The following is a 16,793-nucleotide window of genomic DNA, read 5'->3' as shown; positions in this document are numbered from 1 at the left end:
CTGGTCCTTTGCTACGGTGGCGGTTCCGTTTTTATGGGTGATGTACTCGGCATTACGTTATATGCGCCTGCTTCGGGCACCTGAAAGTTCCAGGTAAATGGATCTGCACCGGTTCCGGCAGCGTTATATTGATGATTGTCTCCTTCATATCCGCTTCCAGAGGTTGAGGCACCGGATTTGCAAACAGAAATGGAAAACGGGAAAATCCATTCCTTCAGCCGGTATGGATAAGTTAGAGGTTACGGCAACCAAAGAAGAGTGGATTCAATTTATCGACCAATTGCAAAAGGGAGACCGGCTGATCTCTGCAACAGCCTGGGATCACCAGTGGATGGACGAAAAGAAACCGGCGGCAGGAATAATCTATTTGAAGACGTATTATTACCAGGATTCAAAAGGGAAAATAGAGGGTATGGCCTATATGATGACAATACCAAACACAACCATAGAAAGGATTCAACGGCTTTGCTCTCTTTTTTATCATGAAATCTACCATTTGTTTTCTATTAAATTGTGTTAAGATAATAGGAAAATTCTACTTATTTTTTAAGGGGAGAGCGGATCGATGCAATCAAAGTTTATAGGATTTTTCTTTACTTTCATCGGAATCATGATTATGGTAATCCAATCCGGTTTAGCTCCAGTCACTTCCCTTATCACCTGGCCCTTCCTGATGTTTTTAACTGGCGCTTTTTTATTGTTTACCGCATTGATAAAAAAACACAGTTCCCTGACTTTGTGGGGAGGACTGATTACTGCCCTCGGCTTGACCATTTGGGGCATGAAGTATGTTGACGGCTGGTCAAAACATTGGGGCCTGCTGCTAGCTCTGTTTGGCGTTGCGGTTTTGTTGCAATTCTCGATCAATAAAAACAAAATAACCGGTCTTGTTGGAATCATTATGGTATTAACGGGAGTCTTTGCCTACCCGGGCATTGCGGATCTCCCCATTATTTCACCGATCACCTCGATCATCCACGCATATTGGTCTGTTTTTATCGTCATTCTTGGTCTCATCCTGATTCTGAAGAAGTGAGGGGAAAAAATGGCCATCGTAAAAACAAGGCACCTGACCAAAAGATTCGGAAAGTTTGTTGCCTTGAACGGTGTGAATATTGAAGTGAACAAGGGAGAGATTTACGGCTTTATCGGGCCAAATGGCGCCGGAAAATCAACCACACTCAGGATATTGCTCGGGATGCTGAAGGCCACAACAGGAGAAGCGAGGATATTTGGCAAGGATGCCTGGAAAGATGCTGTAGACATCCACAAACGCGTTGCGTATGTACCGGGCGATGTCAATTTATGGCCCAATTTGACCGGCGGGGAAGTTATTGATGTATTGTTGAGAATGCGAGGCGAAGTAAATAAAAACAGGCGGAATGAACTGATTGAAAAGTTCCGGTTTGATCCCGCCAAAAAATGCAGAACCTATTCCAAGGGGAACAGGCAAAAAGTTGCGCTCATTGCCGCATTTGCCAGTAATGCCGATCTTTACATACTGGATGAACCTACATCAGGCCTTGATCCGTTAATGGAAAGGATTTTTGAAGAATGCGTGATCCAGGCGAAAAATGAAGGCAAAAGCATCCTCCTGTCCAGCCATATTTTATCGGAGGTTGAAAAATTGTGCGACACCATCGGGATCATTCGCGAGGGAAAAATGATTGAAACAGGACGATTGAGCGACATGCGCCATTTAACCCGAACCAATTTCATCATCAGGACAAAAAAACCCGTTCCTTCGCTCAAGGATGTAAAGGGAATTCACAATGTCAGGGAAACCGGTCCGGAGCTCGCCTTTCAGGCGGACCCGGATCAAATCGATGAAATCATCCGGTATATCAGCCAGTTTGGAGTCGTCAAGCTGGAGAGTACGCCATTGACGCTGGAAGACCTGTTTATGCGCCATTATCAGGAAATAAATCACTCTGGTCAGATGGAGGATTCGTGATTATGTTTGAACGGCTTTTCAAAGGTACCGGAAGTTTGACGAAGTTGATCTTCAGGCAACAGCGATTCAAAATACTTGTCTGGCTGGCCGGATTGGTTACTGTCACACTGGCTTGTGCTTCATCCTATCCGAATGTTTATCAGGATGTCCCGTCAAAGATGGCTTTTGCCATGACGATGGACAATCCTGCGATGGTGGCCATGCTTGGTCCAGGATATGAAACCGAAGATTATCTGGCCTCATTTGGTACTTTGTTTGCACACGAATGCCTGCTTTTTACGACAATTGTTGCCGGAATCATGAGTATTCTGCAAGTGGTAAACGTCACCCGAAACGACGAGGAGAACGAACGGATTGAACTCATTCGCGCACTGCCTGTCGGCCGCCTCGCCTACTTAAGCGGAGGCATGGTCGTGATGTTTACAACCAACGTTCTCCTGGCTCTCCTCACCGGAATCAGTCTGGCTTTGCTTGGTATCGACGGTATTGATACTGAGGGGGCATTTTTGTATGGGGCCATTCTCGGGGCGACAGGCCTGATTTTTGGAATCATTACCGCTCTGTTGGCACAACTTGCGGAAACCTCCAGAAAAACGGCAATCCTGTCTTTCTCCGTTTTGATCGCAGCTTACCTGATCCGGGGAATTGGAGATGTCAGCAACGAGACCTTCTCTTTTTTTTCTCCTCTGGGCTGGGCGGCAAGAGCACAGGTTTTTGTGGATAACTACTGGTGGCCCATCCTGCTGGCAGCAGCATTATCCATGATCATCGCCTTCGCCACTTTTTATCTGAACTCGATCCGGGACATGGGAGCCGGATTTTTACCGGAAAGAAAAGGAAAAAAACAGGCTTCACCGATTCTGCAAACCATATTTGGGCTTGTATTCCGTCTGCAGCGTACCAGTATTCTTGCCTGGACCATTGGCATCTTTGCCTTAAGTGCCTCTTTTGGTGCAGTTCTGGGAGATCTGGAAACCTATTTTGCCGATATTGAATTCATGCAGGCGTTCATCTCCAATGAAGCGGGAGAATCGATCACCGACCAGTTTGTCACGCTACTGATCGCCATCATGTCATTGATCGCACTGATTCCATCGGTGTCGGTAGTATTGAAATTAAAGGGAGAAGAAAACAAAAATCTGACCGAAAACATTTACAGCCGTGCTGTTTCGCGTACTCGCCTGTTGGCCAATTATTATCTGCTGGCTGTTATTGTCAACTTTATCATGCAGTTAATGATCGTTTTGGGGCTATGGTCCGTTGGCCAATTGGTGATGGAAGAAGCGATCGCATTTGGTTCAACGTTCACCTCCGCCTTTGCCTATTTGCCAGCCATGTGGGCCGTCATTGGCCTGGCCGGATTATTTGTCGGAACCCTCCCCCGGGCTTCAGGCCTGGTCTGGCTTTATGTCATCTATTGTTTTATTGTCATTTATCTCAGTGAAGTTCTTGATTTTCCCCAGTGGATGAATAACCTTTCAGTCTTTGAACATGTTCCTGAGTACCCCATCGAGGAACTCAATTTCGCGGCGATGGCTGTTCTCACTTTCATAGCAACCGTCATGGCTATCTGCGGTATGATCGCTTATAATCATCGGGATATCACTGGTTAATAAAACACTTTCCAGCCAAAAACAGGAGCTCCTATTTGTTGTTTCACCAATTTTAAAGGAAAATTTTATAAGTGGAAAAATAAAAGGATCAATCATACTTATGTATACAGAATGAAATACAGGGAGCGAGTTGGAAATGATTCATTTAAAAACATCCCTTGAGATCGCCAAAATGCACCAGGCCGGAAAATTGCTGGCCAAATGCCATCAGCAATTAAAACACAGAATTCGCCCCGGAATCACAACGCTGGAAATTGATGAATGGGTTGAACAGTTTTTGCATCAACACGGAGCCACTCCGGAACAAAAAGGATATATGGGATATCCGTATGCCACCTGTGCTTCAGTCAATGATGAGGTTTGTCACGGATTTCCGCGCAATACCCCTTTAAAAGAAGGAGATATTGTTACCATCGATCTGGTTGTAAATCTGGAAGGATGGTTGGCGGATTCCGCTTGGTCCTATCCGGTGGGAAAAATTTCAAAAAGCGCCCAAACTTTACTTGACGTAACAAAATCATCCTTGTACAGGGGCATTGCCCAGGCAAAAGCTGGAAACCGGATCGGGGATATTTCACATGCCATTCAATCTTATGCCGAAGAAAAAGGAATGTCCGTGGTCCGCTCTTTTATCGGTCATGGAATCGGAAGGCGGATGCATGAACTCCCTGAAGTTCCTCACTTTGGTCCTCCCGGTCAGGGGATCAAACTCAAGGAGGGCATGGTTATTACGATTGAACCGATGCTGAACACAGGAACATACCATGTGAAAATGACCGACAACGGCTGGACGGCCAAAACCATCGATGGAGGTTTATCAGCACAGTATGAACACACGATTGCCATTACGGGCAATGGACCGATGATTCTGACAAAACAGGCAGATGAAAACGTCATTTTGTAATGTGATCCTCTGCTTTCGGAAGCAGTGTAGAGTAAGCCATTTGGCACTTTTGATTATCCAGGTGTAACATCACATCATCACAACCTGTCATGAGGCTATTGTTTATCCAAGGTATAAATTTTTCCCTGAGCAGAAGTGATTAAAATTCCGGAGATACCCATCACCTTCTTGTTTTCTATATGCAGATGGTTCTGTAAGCTGTAATGATCCCTACAGGCTTCCGGACAACAGTTAAAAAGCAAAAAGGGTTATTTTTTAATAAACAGCTATACAAAAAAGGCGATTGTGTTGGTTGAAATAGAATCGGGGCCAGTATTTCCGCTTTTGGCTGTGGGAATAAGGAATTGTTCAATTTTTTGATTTCAGGGAGGCAAAGGACATGGGAATATTCGACCCCTTCAACAAATTATTTTCCAATTCATCTGACAGGGAATCTGATGCTTATCCGGTGAAGCTCTATTCAACAATCATAAAACAGTCTCAATATTTTAACTTTGTCAAGAGGAATATTAAATTCCAACAACTGTCAACCATTCCATTACAAATTAGGAGCCTGCCAACGTGGAATTCTTTTTTTTCTGTATCCAGAACAAATCCTAGATTGATAGGTTTTAAGACAAGATCTCGCAGGAAATTCCGGCATCTTTATCACAATCAGGATTTACTTGTTGCAAGTGCTGCCGGAACCATTGAAATAATCACCAAAAGACAAGTACAACAAATCACCCTGAAAGGAACATTGTTAGAAAAATTGAGTCCAGTTGCTTCCAATTATATGGGCATCCTTCTTCAAAATAAAGAAAGAGTAGCTTTTATAAATTACAGCAATAACCAAGCTATTATGTATGAGTTTCAGTGGCAACCCTTCAGATTTGCAATAGGTGACAATTTTTGGTTGGTAGGAACCCGCGAGACATACGACGGTCCTGGTGAACTTTATTGCTTTGACGATAACGGAAATTTAAAATGGGGGATTTCTTTTAAAGAGAAATTCTCCACGATGTTCGGTGAACTTAGCTTTATACCTTACTTACTTAAAGTGTCAACAGATTCCAGAGATATCTTCGTCTCAAGCATGGATCGATTGTACCGCTTGGATAATGATGGGAATTTAAAAGCCAGGATTGTTATTTCTGAGTTGAAAGAAAAAGAATTACAACAAAAACAGAAAGAACTCCAACGTTCATTATCCCTGTCACCAAAAACAGAAAAAGAAACGATCAGCATGTTTACCAAACAACTGGCTGCCCAATTTTCGATGGGATTGGAGAGAATGACACTTAATTCACCATTCTCCGGCTTTACGCATGACCCAAAAACAGATATGTTGTTCATTTTGGAAGAAATGGGGCGAGTTTCTGCATGGGACCGCGGAGGAATGCTTAAATGGATTAACACATTTAAAGATGAAGGAAGATATATCACCTGGATCGATGATAAATTAGTGATCTCTTTCCAATCCGGCGAAACTTTTTGGTTAAACAGGGAAGGAAAATTAATTTACGGAACAAAACTGCCAAAACAAGTCTCTACCATTCAACTAATTCCTGATCAAGAAAAATATCTGATTGTATGTGAAGATAATCGGTTATATGAACTGCACAAAGACACTGGATATCTTATAAGAGGTTCGGAAGGTCATCCTGGAATGGAACTGTTCACCTTGGCCGGGCAAAATGTGTTTTTTGATGGCGGGATTCACAGCCAGGGTTATTTTTGGTTAGCACCGGAAAACCATCAATGGAAGCATTTTGAAGCAAAAACATTTACGGATACAGAGAGAACTAATATCCAAAGTGATGTGGCCCCTGAAATTACCGCGACTGAGAAGTTCCCAAAAAAATGGGAGATTAATAGCAAAAAAGGGTGGTTTGGTAGTCGTGTCATTGATATGAAAAACCAAAAAGTCTACGCAGTTGAGGAAGGGCCACGAAAATCAATTGATGAATTAGTAAACTTGTCTGAAAAACAAAGGGAAAAAGACCGTTTGAGCCATAACCTGGTTTGTTATGACCTTGATGGAAATATCATTTGGAAAAAACACATATATTCATCAATGTGGTCACTGTTTTTATCCCCGGATGGCGAAGTCATTTTCACAAGTTTACCTTCAGGAGAGGAAATTACCTGGCTGCCGGGATATATTGTTACTTATTCCAAAGATGGTCAACAACTCGATCAATTTAAAGTGGATGCTCATGAATTTAATCTGGAGTTTATGTCCGAGGACCGTGGTATTGTTCTCTTTGCAGCAGAGCGGGGAGAAAAACCTGTTTCTGGGATCTTTGAGCGTGACCGCAAAGGAAAGTGGAATTTAAAAATTAATGAACCAGATGTTGAAAATGAAGAACAGAATGTGTTCGGCGCAGGATTGAATGACGTTGAACTTCCTAACTTCCACATAAAAAAAATAGACAAGAAAATATATGAACTTGAAAGCCCTGTCAACAAAACAGAATTAAAACTTTCAGCAGCTGTTTACGAGGCTTACGAATCGCCAGAAAAAAAACTGGTTTTACGAACAGGTAAAAGACGAATATTGTTTTATAATAAAAAATTGGAGAAAATCCTTGAACTCAAAGAGCAGGAAAATATTCAATCTGTAACTTTAGGACATAATAGCTTGGTCGTTGTTACAAAAGGTGAAGTAAAGGGTTACACCTATGAAGGTGAAGTTCTATGGAGATACAGTCCCCTTCCAAAAGCATATGAATCGAGAACGGCCTGGGTTCCCAACAAAAAAATTTATGTATGGATAGTATCTAATAATTCGGAAACAATCGTTGCGGCGATCTCCGAAGAAGGAACCATTTTGAAAAGCCATTCATTCGACAAAAATCTTTACCATCGTTCGATCCTTGTTGATCCTGAAGAAAGTTGTTTTGTAGCTCAGACCAATGAAGTTATTCAAGGTTATACTATTTAACATTTCCGAAAAGGGGTTGTGGGCAAGGCTGTGGAATACCTGCAATAACTTCGACACGGTTGTTTGTTACATTTGGCGATTTCGTTGATTTAAAAACAGGAATCGGTACACCAGATGATATTGATTGAGCCAAAACCAACGTTTTTTCCCACCCTGTATAAAGATGACAGGGTTTTAAAAGCCAAACATGGGATTCCTGAAAAAAAGGGCTGTGTGTCAGCCCTTTTTTAAAGATCAAAGGATGTTTTTAACTCTGCTCTTTCCCTGTAACGGTCAAGTGCCAGTTCTATCAGCCTGGAGATCAATGCGGAGTAAGATAGTCCGGAATGCTTCCACAGGTTGGCATACATGCTGAACGGGGTGAATCCGGGCATGGTATTGATCTCATTGACCAGCACTTCACCATTGTCCTTGCGTATGAAAAAGTCCACCCGGGCCAGCCCGCTGCAATCAATGGCCTTAAATACCCGAATCGCCAGTTTTCTTACCGTTTCAGCCGTCACCTCCGGTAATTCGGCAGGAATTCGCATTACGGATTTTCCATCAAGATATTTGGCCTTGTAATCATAAAATTCATTGGCAAACACAATTTCTCCGGGGACGGACGCCTGCGGTTCATCGTTCCCCAGAACGGCCACCTCGACTTCATGCGCAGGAATAAATTCTTCCACAATCACTTTACGGTCATAAAGGGCTGCCAACTTTAATGCATCAATCAGTGTCTGGCGGTCTTTTGCCTTGGAAATTCCCACACTTGATCCCAGATTGGCCGGTTTTACAAAACAGGGATAGCCAAGTTGTTCTTCCACTTTCCCAATCACCTGATCAAGCTGTTTTCCAATTTCGCTTTTCAGGAAATAAACATATTTTCCTTGGGGGAGACTTTCCTGTTCAAATATTTTTTTGGCGATCGTTTTGTCCATTCCCACGGCTGAGGCCAACACACCGGCACCTACATAGGGGATTTGCGCAATCTCCATCATTCCCTGAATCGTTCCGTCTTCGCCATAAGTACCGTGCAGAACAGGAAATACCACATCAATTTCGCCAGGAGCAAATACCGGCAAATTTCCTCCTCCTCTGGAGGAAAGTATCGGCAAATTGGCTTGCAGTTCGTCATACACTTCCTGCTCGATCTTTCCGGCAATCATCGGCAAGGCATCCTGGGCAAACCGCCAGCGTCCCGACTTGGTAATCCCGACCGGAATCACTTCATACTTGTCGGAATCCATTGCCTTGATCACCGATGCCGCTGAGTGAAGAGATACTTCATGCTCTCCCGATTTTCCCCCAAACAGTACGGCAACACGTATTTTCTTACCCATCCTCTCCCACCCTTTCCAGTGTCTATCTCTCGTTCGCAACCTGCTGAACAATCAAATGCCACAGTTGCTCTTTACCATATGCAGTTTGTGCAGAAAAGAGAAGTATCGGATCCTCTTTTTCCATGTCTAAAGTTTCTTTGACGATTTTTAAATGTTTTTGCCATTTTCCCCTTGGAACTTTGTCCGCTTTCGTAGCAACAACCCATACAGGAATCTGGTGATATTTTAAAAAGTCGTACATAGTTTGATCATCCTTTGAGGGTGGATGCCGAAGGTCAACCATCTGAATCACCGCTTTTAGCGGTTTTCTTCCGATCAAATAGGTTTCCATCATTTTTCCCCATGTTTTCTTTACACTTTTTGGCACCCGGGCAAATCCATACCCAGGAACATCTGCGAAATAAAATGCGTCGTTAATGCGGTAAAAGTTGATTGTCTGTGTTTTTCCGGGCTTGGAGCTTGTCCGGGCCAGATTTTTGCGGCACAACAAACAATTGATCAGCGACGATTTGCCTACATTGGAACGCCCGGCCAGAGCAATCTCTGGCAGGGCGTCATCCGGGTATTGTTCCGGTTTTACCGCACTGATTACAAAATCAGCTTTCTTCACGAGCATAAGGATCCCTCACTAACGCCAGCCGCAATACTTCATCCATATGTTCCACAGGGGTGAACTGTAAATCCTTCTGGACACTTTTAGGAATATCTTGCAAATCTTTTTCATTTTCCCTGGGCAAGATAACGTGTTTGATTCCCGCCCGGTGAGCGCTCAGTGTTTTTTCCTTAAGCCCGCCAATGGGAAGTACCCGGCCACGTAAGGTAATTTCGCCCGTCATCGCCACAAAACGTGAAACCGGAATTCCGGTCAGGGCGGAAACCAGTGCTGTGGCCATCGTAATTCCGGCAGAAGGCCCATCTTTTGGAATCGCTCCTTCCGGAACATGGATATGGATATCCTGTTTCTCATAAAAGGATGGATCAATATTCAATTCTTCAGCCCGGGAACGGATATAACTAAATGCCGCCTGGGCAGATTCCTTCATGACATCACCCAGTTTTCCGGTCAGGGTAAGCTTTCCTTTTCCCGGCAGCAGTGAGACTTCTACCGATAAAGTGTCTCCACCCGTCTCCGTCCAGGCGAGTCCTGTAGCAACGCCGACCTGGTCGCTTTCCTCTGCCCGTCCATACCGGAAACGCTCCGGTCCCATAAAGGTTTCCAAATTTTTGGGGGTGACAATCACTTTCTTCTTGGTGCCGGATACAAGGATCTTCACAGCTTTCCGGCACAGTCTTCCGATTCCTCTTTCCAAATTCCGGACTCCTGCTTCCCGGGTATAGTTGCGGATCAGTTTCAGGATCGCACCAGATTGAATCTGCATATTTTCTTTGGTCAAACCATGTTCTTTTAACTGCTTTGGAATCAAATGCGACTTGGCAATCTCTTCCTTTTCAATTTCCGTATAACCGGATATATACAGTACTTCCATACGGTCCAGCAGTGGACGCGGAATGTTATGAACGGCATTGGCCGTTGTAATGAACATGACTTTGGATAAATCATACGGGATTTCTATATAGTGATCGCTAAACGCATAGTTCTGGTTTGCATCCAGCACTTCCAATAAAGCGGCTGACGGGTCACCGCGGAAATCCATGGACATTTTATCAATTTCATCAAGCAAAAAGACCGGATTGATACTGCCCGCCTGTTTCATTCCCTGGATGATTCTGCCTGGCATGGCCCCAACGTAAGTACGGCGATGTCCGCGTATTTCCGCTTCATCCCGCACACCGCCCAATGAAATGCGTACGAAGTTACGATTAAGGGCACGGGCAATGGATTTCGCCAAAGAAGTTTTTCCGACTCCCGGCGGCCCTGCAAGGCAAAGGATCGGACCTTTCAATTTCCTGGTCATCTGTTGCACGGCTAAGTATTCAAGCACCCGTTCCTTGATTTTTTCCAGTCCATAGTGATCTTCATTCAATACTTTTTCCGCTTTTTTGAGACTCAGGTCATCCTCGGTTTCATTCAGCCACGGCAATTCCAGCAGCCACTCGATGTAGGTACGGATTACTCCGCCTTCGGCAGAGCTGGTAGGAACTTTTTCCAAACGGTCAATTTCCTTGTCTATTTTTTGCTTGATTTGTTCAGGCGCCTTCAGGTTGATCAGTTTATCCCTCAACTCTTCCACTTCAGCCATGCGACCCTCTTTTTCGCCCAATTCTTTTTGAATGGCTTTCATTTGTTCACGCAAATAGTATTCTTTTTGTGTTTTTTCCATTTGTTTTTTTACACGGGAACTGATTTTTTTCTCCAGTTCCAGCACTTCTTTTTCGTTATGGATCAGGGACAACAGCTTTTCCAGCCGTGCCTGCACATCGAGAGTTTCCAAAATCGTCTGTTTGTCGGCAACTTTGAGCGGAAGATGAGAAGCGATGACATCCGCCAGGCGTCCCGGTTCCCCAATGTCTGCTACCACCGAATAGGTTTCGGGAGAAAGCTTTTTCGATAACCGCAGATACTGTTCAAAATGATCCAATACCGCGCGCATCAATGCATCTGTATCCAGTCCTTCTTCTTCTCGCTCCGGCAGCTCTTCATATGTGACGAAGTAACAATCGTCTGTATTGGCATACCCCTTGATTCTTGCCCTTTTAAGCCCTTCAACAAGCACTCGGATCGTCCCGTTCGGAAGCTTCAACATTTGCCGGATCTTGGCAATTGTTCCTATTTCGTAAATATCCTCTTCAGTTGGGACCTCTATTTGAAGCTCCTTTTGCGTAGCAAGCAAAATCATGTTTTCGTCGTCAACCATTGCCTTTTCCAAAGCCTGAACCGATTTTTCCCTTCCCACATCCAAATGTAAAACCATGGTAGGAAAAACAATCAATCCTCTAAGCGGCAGTAAAGGCAAAAGATGTTCCCCTTCTTTTACAGCCATACATGCACCTCCGTTGCTGTCAACACAAGGAACGGATGCCAGCTTTGTACGATTTTATCCTATTCATTATCTTTTGTCTATGATACGATTGGCATCCCTTCATCCATAAAAAACGGTAAGGATGCCATCACTGTCAAGAAAATTATACTTTAAACGGGAGCCGAAGTGGGTGAAAAGAGAACTGGTGCCCCAGCTTTTTTCTGTTGGCCAAAAGCATGATCAAATACTGTTTCAATCCGTTCTACAGGAATCACTTCAATCTCTTCCATCTGTGTAAACATAGACTGCATGTTTTCTTTCGGAATCAGCACGCGTTTGGCCCCGGCCTGTTTGGCCGCCTCCACTTTTGCAATGATCCCGCCAACTGGCTTGACATTCCCATGTATACTTAATTCCCCGGTCATCGCCAGGTGATGATCGACCGGGATCCCTTTAATCGCTGAACATATCGCCGTTGCCATCGTAATACCGGCAGAAGGGCCATCCATTGGCACACCGCCTGGAAAATTTATATGCAAATGGTAATTATCCGGCTGAAGTCCCATTTTGCGAAGAACCGTCATTACATTTTCCACCGAACCGCGAGCCATGCTTTTACGGCGTAATGTCCGCTCGCGGCTTGCCATTTCTTCTTCCTCTACAACCCCTGTAATGCGAACCGTTCCCTCACCTGGTTCGGCACAGGCGGCAGAAACCTCAATTTCCAGAATAGCTCCCATATGTGGCCCGAATACGGCCAATCCTGTCGCCAGACCGATTTCGGCTTTTTCCGGCATTTTCTGATCAGGACGCGGACTTAACTGGCTGCTATGAACAACCCATTCCACATCGCTGGCTTCCACCCGGCTGCGCTGTTCGGACATGGCCAGTCCCACCGCCGTCTGCACGATGTTTACGGCATCGCGTCCGTTCATGGCATAGCGCATGATCACCTCAATCGCTTTCTTGCTGTAGTCAAAGCGAATACGCTTCAATGCCTGAACGGCAACCTTTTCAATTTCATGGGCCAGCAAAGGACGAAAAAAAATCTCCATACAACGCGAGCGAATGGCCGGCGGAATTTCTTCCGGCGTTCGTGTCGTTGCACCAATTAATCGAAAATCCGCAGGCAACCCGTTTTGGAAAATATCATGGATATGATTGGGCGTATTTGTATCTTCTTCACTATAATAAGCGCTTTCCAGAAAGACTTTCCGGTCTTCCAACACTTTCAACAGCTTGTTCATTTGTACCGGATGCAATTCCCCGATTTCATCAATAAACAAAACACCGCCATGGGCCTTTGTGACCGCTCCCGGCTTAGGCTGGGGAATTCCGGCAGCTCCCATTGCTCCAGCCCCTTGATAAATGGGATCATGAACAGATCCGATCAGGGGATCGGCAATCCCGCGCTCGTCAAACCGGGCGGTCGTGGCATCCAGTTCAATAAACTTGGACTGGCTCGTAAACGGGGAGATGGGGTTTTTCTTTGCTTCCTCCAGAATAACGCGGGCAGCAGCTGTTTTTCCCACTCCAGGGGGTCCATAAATCAGCACATGCTGCGGATTGGGGCCACATAATGCAGCTTTCAGCGAACGGATTCCCTCTTCCTGTCCGACAATATCTTCCAACCGTGCCGGCCTCGTTTTTTCAGCCAGGGGCTCCGTTAACGCAATTTTACGCATTGCCCTGAGCCGGTCCAATTCTTTGCGCGATTCCTTGTCAACTGCACTGCGGCTGGTCTGTTGGCTTTTTAATAAACTCCAGAAATATAAACCTATAATAATGGAAAAAAATACTTGCAAAAACATGAGTAAAGCAGTCCAGCTCATCTCTAGCCCATTCCTTTCCTCCCTCTGACTTGAAAGAAAATCCGTCTGTTTTTGTTTGTATTATGACCGCCTGAGGAAAGGGATACTCATGCTTTTTGGTTCAGCCAAAATGAACCAAAACTTATCTTTTTTTCATGTACATGTCAAAAGCCCAATGCAGCATGGGAACAACCGGGTAATCCCATTCACCCATAAATTGGCAGGCTTCACCGCCAAAGCCCATTTTAAACTTCAACAATTCATATAACTGGCTATGTTCATCCAAAGTCGTGGAAATTCCACGAAAATCAAAGATACGATCCCCGTTTCGATAAGCATCCTGAATCATTTTCCAGCGCAAGAGATAGGCAGACGGGTCTTCAAGCGAATCACTTCGCCTTGCATTATACAAATCCCAGGTATGGCCGTCCACCCTTACCGCAAGAGCTGCACTGAGCAACCGCTTGTTTTTTTGCGCCAAATAAAGGCGAATCCGGTATGGATTTTCAAGGATCAGCGTTTCAAACATTTTTTCAAAATAGGAAATATCCCGGACATGTGACTGTTCCCGTTTGGCTGCCAATGTCAACAGATCATGAAAATCAGGCAGATCGTTTTCAGTGCCTAAATAGACTTGAATTCCTTCGCTCTCTGCCTGCCGGATCCGGTTTTGCCAAACCGGATTAAAAGAGGAAAAAATTTGCTCCATCGACTTTCCTTTCATGTTCAGTCGAAATACAAACTGGGGCTGTACGGTATCAAAACTGTCTTTACCGCCGTTTCGTTTCCATCCAATTTCAGCAAGCTCTTGCTTGACATATTCAACCGCGTTGAAAATCTGGTTCGGCTGGATATCTGTTAAACGCCTGTGTTTCAGTCCATGGGATTTAAAATCCTGAATGGATTGGACAATGCGTTCTGCTGACCATTTTTTGCTTACCAGTGGAGGGTCCATTTTTACGGTGAAGACATTTCGTTTTTTCAGGTGGTGAAATAATGGATGAAACCAATCCTTTAAAGGATAACTGGAAAACCAATCAATCATTGGTCCGCGAGGTATGTATGCCAAAAATTTATTTAAACCTGGAACTTTTCTATATAGAACGACTGCGCCTCCAACCATTTTCCCTTCCCCGGTCATCCATCCCAAAAACTCGCTGATCCACTTCCACTCTGTCTTCAAATCGGCCCATGACGGGTATTGCATGAAATTTCTATAAGGTTGTGTTTCGACAAAATCTAAATAATGTTCTCTGTCTACAGATACAATTTGTAACAATTTCTCCTCACCCCTTTGTTAATCGAGAAAAAGCAGCCCTACCGAGAGCGTAGAACTGCTTCTCCAATCGATCAAGAAACTACTACATTTTAACATACCATGTTCCATATAAAAAAGCATCTGCTATTTGGGAGCAGATGCAATCAACCGTTGCCTTTCAGGCAGATTCTTCTTTTTTATTCTTGATTACCCGACCTTCCCGTGTAATCAATTTGGGAACAATTCCTTGCAGAACCGTGTCTTTGGTGATCACACATTTCACAATATCTTCACGTGAAGGCAATTCAAACATGACATCCAACATGATCGATTCAATGATGGCCCGCAAGCCGCGAGCACCTGTTTTCCGCTTGATCGCTTCGGATGCAATAGCTTCCAGCGCATCTTTTTCAAATGTCAGTTCGACATTATCCATTTCCAAAAGCTTTTGGTATTGCTTTACCAGAGCGTTTTTTGGCTCTTTCAGAATTCTCACCAGAGCATGCTCATCCAGTGGTTCCAGGGTGGAAATTACGGGCAGACGCCCGACAAATTCCGGAATGAGACCAAATTTTAACAGATCTTCAGGCAATACCAGCTTCAGATATTCGCCCGGCTTCATGTTAACGCTTTGCTGATCCATTCCGAATCCGATCACTTTCTTGCCGATCCGCCGTTTAATAATCGTTTCCAAGCCATCAAAAGCCCCGCCGCAAATAAACAGAATGTTGCTTGTATCAATCTGGATGAATTCCTGATGAGGATGTTTTCGACCGCCTTGCGGAGGTACACTTGCAACCGTTCCTTCCAGGATCTTCAACAGTGCCTGTTGTACACCTTCACCGGATACATCACGGGTAATGGACGGATTTTCCGATTTGCGGGCTACCTTGTCTATTTCATCGATATAGATGATCCCGCGTTCTGCTTTCTCCACATCGTAATCGGCTGACTGAATAAGCTTGAGCAGGATATTCTCCACATCTTCGCCTACATAGCCGGCTTCAGTCAAGGAAGTAGCGTCAGCAATGGCAAAGGGAACATTCAGAATGCGTGCCAAGGTTTGGGCCAGCAGCGTTTTGCCGCTTCCGGTAGGACCAACCATCAGGATATTGCTTTTTTGCAACTCGACATCGTCTGATTTTTGTGAGGAGTTGATCCGTTTGTAATGATTATAAACGGCTACAGACAAGGATTTTTTGGCACTATCCTGTCCAATGACGAATTGGTCAAGGATGGAACAGATTTCCTGCGGTTTGGGCAGGTTTTGCAAATCAATTTCCTCTTCGTTGCCCAATTCCTCTTCGACAATCTCATTGCATAATTCAATGCATTCATCGCAGATATATACACCAGGACCGGCAACCAGCTTGCGCACCTGATCCTGAGATTTTCCACAGAATGAACATTTCAATTGCCCTTTTTCTTCGTTGAATTTAAACATTGTCTCACCCCTTTCAACGGACGCTTGTCATCACCTGATCTACGAGGCCGTAATTTTTCGCTTCTTCGGCGCTCATAAAGAAGTCACGATCCGTATCCCGAGCGATTTTATCAATGGGCTGACCAGTTCTTTCAGCCAAGATCCGGTTAATCCTTTCTCTGGTTCGCAGAATCCAGTCAGCATGAATTTTTATGTCAGTCGCCTGCCCCTTTGCACCGCCCAACGGCTGGTGAATCATTACTTCACTGTTAGGCAAGGCAACACGTTTTCCTTTTGCTCCAGCAGCAAGCAAGAAGGCTCCCATGCTTGCGGCAAGTCCGATACAAATCGTTGAAACCTGGGGCTGTACATGGTTCATTGTATCGTAAATAGCCATTCCGGCTGTTACAGAGCCTCCTGGGGAATTTATGTACAAAAAAATGTCTTTTTCCGGGTCTTCTGCACTCAAAAACAGGAGTTGTGCGACCACCAAGTTAGCCACATTATCGTCAATCGGACCCCCAAGGAAGATAATGCGATCTTTCAAAAGCCTGGAATAAATATCGTAAGAACGCTCTCCACGATTGGTTTGTTCTACTACCATCGGTACCAAAGGCATTAACAGCACCTCATTTCGGAGTGAAAAATTTTAAAAACA

At 44.5% G+C, this 16,793-nt stretch carries 13 protein-coding genes; 5 read left to right on the top strand and 8 right to left on the bottom strand.

Going from position 1 to position 16,793, the window contains the following annotated elements:
• Positions 1 to 11 precede the first annotated feature (11 nt).
• Positions 12 to 191: a golvesin C-terminal-like domain-containing protein gene (locus H2C83_RS18690; protein ID WP_446697286.1), complete on the bottom strand. Its 180-nt coding sequence runs from the start codon at positions 189 to 191 to the stop codon at positions 12 to 14.
• 374 nt (positions 192 to 565) lie between these two features.
• Between H2C83_RS18690 and H2C83_RS10495 the strand changes: the two genes are divergently transcribed.
• The 5 genes from H2C83_RS10495 to H2C83_RS10475 all read left to right on the top strand — a co-directional run bounded on the left by H2C83_RS10495 (position 566) and on the right by H2C83_RS10475 (position 7,397).
• Complete coding sequence (locus H2C83_RS10495; RefSeq protein WP_181740472.1) at positions 566 to 1,036, top strand: hypothetical protein; 471 nt, start codon at positions 566 to 568, stop codon at positions 1,034 to 1,036.
• Between the two features lie 9 nt (positions 1,037 to 1,045).
• Positions 1,046 to 1,954, top strand: coding sequence for an ABC transporter ATP-binding protein (locus H2C83_RS10490; RefSeq protein WP_181740470.1), 909 nt, complete (start codon positions 1,046 to 1,048; stop codon positions 1,952 to 1,954).
• Positions 1,955 to 1,956: 2 nt separating this feature from the next.
• Positions 1,957 to 3,567 (top strand): ABC transporter permease, encoded by a 1,611-nt coding sequence (locus H2C83_RS10485; RefSeq protein WP_181740468.1) that lies wholly within the window; start codon positions 1,957 to 1,959, stop codon positions 3,565 to 3,567.
• A gap of 136 nt (positions 3,568 to 3,703) precedes the next feature.
• Complete coding sequence (map, locus tag H2C83_RS10480) at positions 3,704 to 4,471, top strand: type I methionyl aminopeptidase (protein WP_181740466.1); 768 nt, start codon at positions 3,704 to 3,706, stop codon at positions 4,469 to 4,471.
• A gap of 379 nt (positions 4,472 to 4,850) precedes the next feature.
• The gene (locus H2C83_RS10475; RefSeq protein ID WP_181740464.1) at positions 4,851 to 7,397 is read left to right on the top strand and encodes an ornithine cyclodeaminase; all 2,547 of its coding nucleotides are present in this window, start codon (positions 4,851 to 4,853) and stop codon (positions 7,395 to 7,397) included.
• Positions 7,398 to 7,624: 227 nt separating this feature from the next.
• Here H2C83_RS10475 and H2C83_RS10470 read toward each other — a convergent pair whose 3' ends face one another.
• The 7 genes from H2C83_RS10470 to clpP all read right to left on the bottom strand — a co-directional run bounded on the left by H2C83_RS10470 (position 7,625) and on the right by clpP (position 16,754).
• A complete protein-coding gene (locus tag H2C83_RS10470) occupies positions 7,625 to 8,722 on the bottom strand; it encodes a D-alanine--D-alanine ligase (RefSeq protein WP_181740462.1) in 1,098 nt (365 codons plus the stop codon).
• A gap of 22 nt (positions 8,723 to 8,744) precedes the next feature.
• Positions 8,745 to 9,338 (bottom strand): ribosome biogenesis GTP-binding protein YihA/YsxC, encoded by a 594-nt coding sequence (gene yihA / locus H2C83_RS10465; RefSeq protein WP_181740460.1) that lies wholly within the window; start codon positions 9,336 to 9,338, stop codon positions 8,745 to 8,747.
• Complete coding sequence (lon, locus tag H2C83_RS10460; RefSeq protein ID WP_181740458.1) at positions 9,319 to 11,664, bottom strand: endopeptidase La; 2,346 nt, start codon at positions 11,662 to 11,664, stop codon at positions 9,319 to 9,321. Before lon ends, yihA begins: the two co-directional genes overlap by 20 nt.
• A 149-nt stretch (positions 11,665 to 11,813) precedes the next feature.
• Complete coding sequence (gene lonB, locus H2C83_RS10455; RefSeq protein WP_181740456.1) at positions 11,814 to 13,475, bottom strand: ATP-dependent protease LonB; 1,662 nt, start codon at positions 13,473 to 13,475, stop codon at positions 11,814 to 11,816.
• Between the two features lie 121 nt (positions 13,476 to 13,596).
• Positions 13,597 to 14,733, bottom strand: a complete 1,137-nt coding sequence (locus H2C83_RS10450) for a lipid II:glycine glycyltransferase FemX (protein WP_181740454.1) — start codon at positions 14,731 to 14,733, stop codon at positions 13,597 to 13,599.
• Between the two features lie 157 nt (positions 14,734 to 14,890).
• Positions 14,891 to 16,156 (bottom strand): ATP-dependent protease ATP-binding subunit ClpX, encoded by a 1,266-nt coding sequence (clpX, locus tag H2C83_RS10445; RefSeq protein ID WP_181740452.1) that lies wholly within the window; start codon positions 16,154 to 16,156, stop codon positions 14,891 to 14,893.
• Positions 16,157 to 16,169: 13 nt separating this feature from the next.
• The gene (clpP, locus tag H2C83_RS10440; protein WP_181740450.1) at positions 16,170 to 16,754 is read right to left on the bottom strand and encodes an ATP-dependent Clp endopeptidase proteolytic subunit ClpP; all 585 of its coding nucleotides are present in this window, start codon (positions 16,752 to 16,754) and stop codon (positions 16,170 to 16,172) included.
• Positions 16,755 to 16,793 lie beyond the last annotated feature (39 nt).

The sequence above is a fragment of the Thermoactinomyces mirandus genome (genome assembly GCF_013868055.1).
GTDB classification, from domain to species: domain Bacteria; phylum Bacillota; class Bacilli; order Thermoactinomycetales; family Thermoactinomycetaceae; genus Thermoactinomyces; species Thermoactinomyces mirandus.
The sequence above is the reverse complement of the archived record's forward strand: the minus strand, read 5'-3'. Positions and strand labels throughout refer to the sequence as shown.

Coding starts and splice junctions, on each gene's coding strand:
- H2C83_RS10495 (WP_181740472.1), top strand. CDS start 566: ATGCAATCAAAGTTTATAGGATTTTTCTTTACTTTCATCGGAATCATG.
- map (WP_181740466.1), top strand. CDS start 3,704: ATGATTCATTTAAAAACATCCCTTGAGATCGCCAAAATGCACCAGGCC.
- H2C83_RS10475 (WP_181740464.1), top strand. CDS start 4,851: ATGGGAATATTCGACCCCTTCAACAAATTATTTTCCAATTCATCTGAC.
- lonB (WP_181740456.1), bottom strand. CDS start 13,475: ATGAGCTGGACTGCTTTACTCATGTTTTTGCAAGTATTTTTTTCCATT.
- clpP (WP_181740450.1), bottom strand. CDS start 16,754: ATGCCTTTGGTACCGATGGTAGTAGAACAAACCAATCGTGGAGAGCGT.
- clpX (WP_181740452.1), bottom strand. CDS start 16,156: ATGTTTAAATTCAACGAAGAAAAAGGGCAATTGAAATGTTCATTCTGT.
- H2C83_RS10485 (WP_181740468.1), top strand. CDS start 1,957: ATGTTTGAACGGCTTTTCAAAGGTACCGGAAGTTTGACGAAGTTGATC.
- H2C83_RS10470 (WP_181740462.1), bottom strand. CDS start 8,722: ATGGGTAAGAAAATACGTGTTGCCGTACTGTTTGGGGGAAAATCGGGA.
- yihA (WP_181740460.1), bottom strand. CDS start 9,338: ATGCTCGTGAAGAAAGCTGATTTTGTAATCAGTGCGGTAAAACCGGAA.
- H2C83_RS10490 (WP_181740470.1), top strand. CDS start 1,046: ATGGCCATCGTAAAAACAAGGCACCTGACCAAAAGATTCGGAAAGTTT.
- lon (WP_181740458.1), bottom strand. CDS start 11,664: ATGGCTGTAAAAGAAGGGGAACATCTTTTGCCTTTACTGCCGCTTAGA.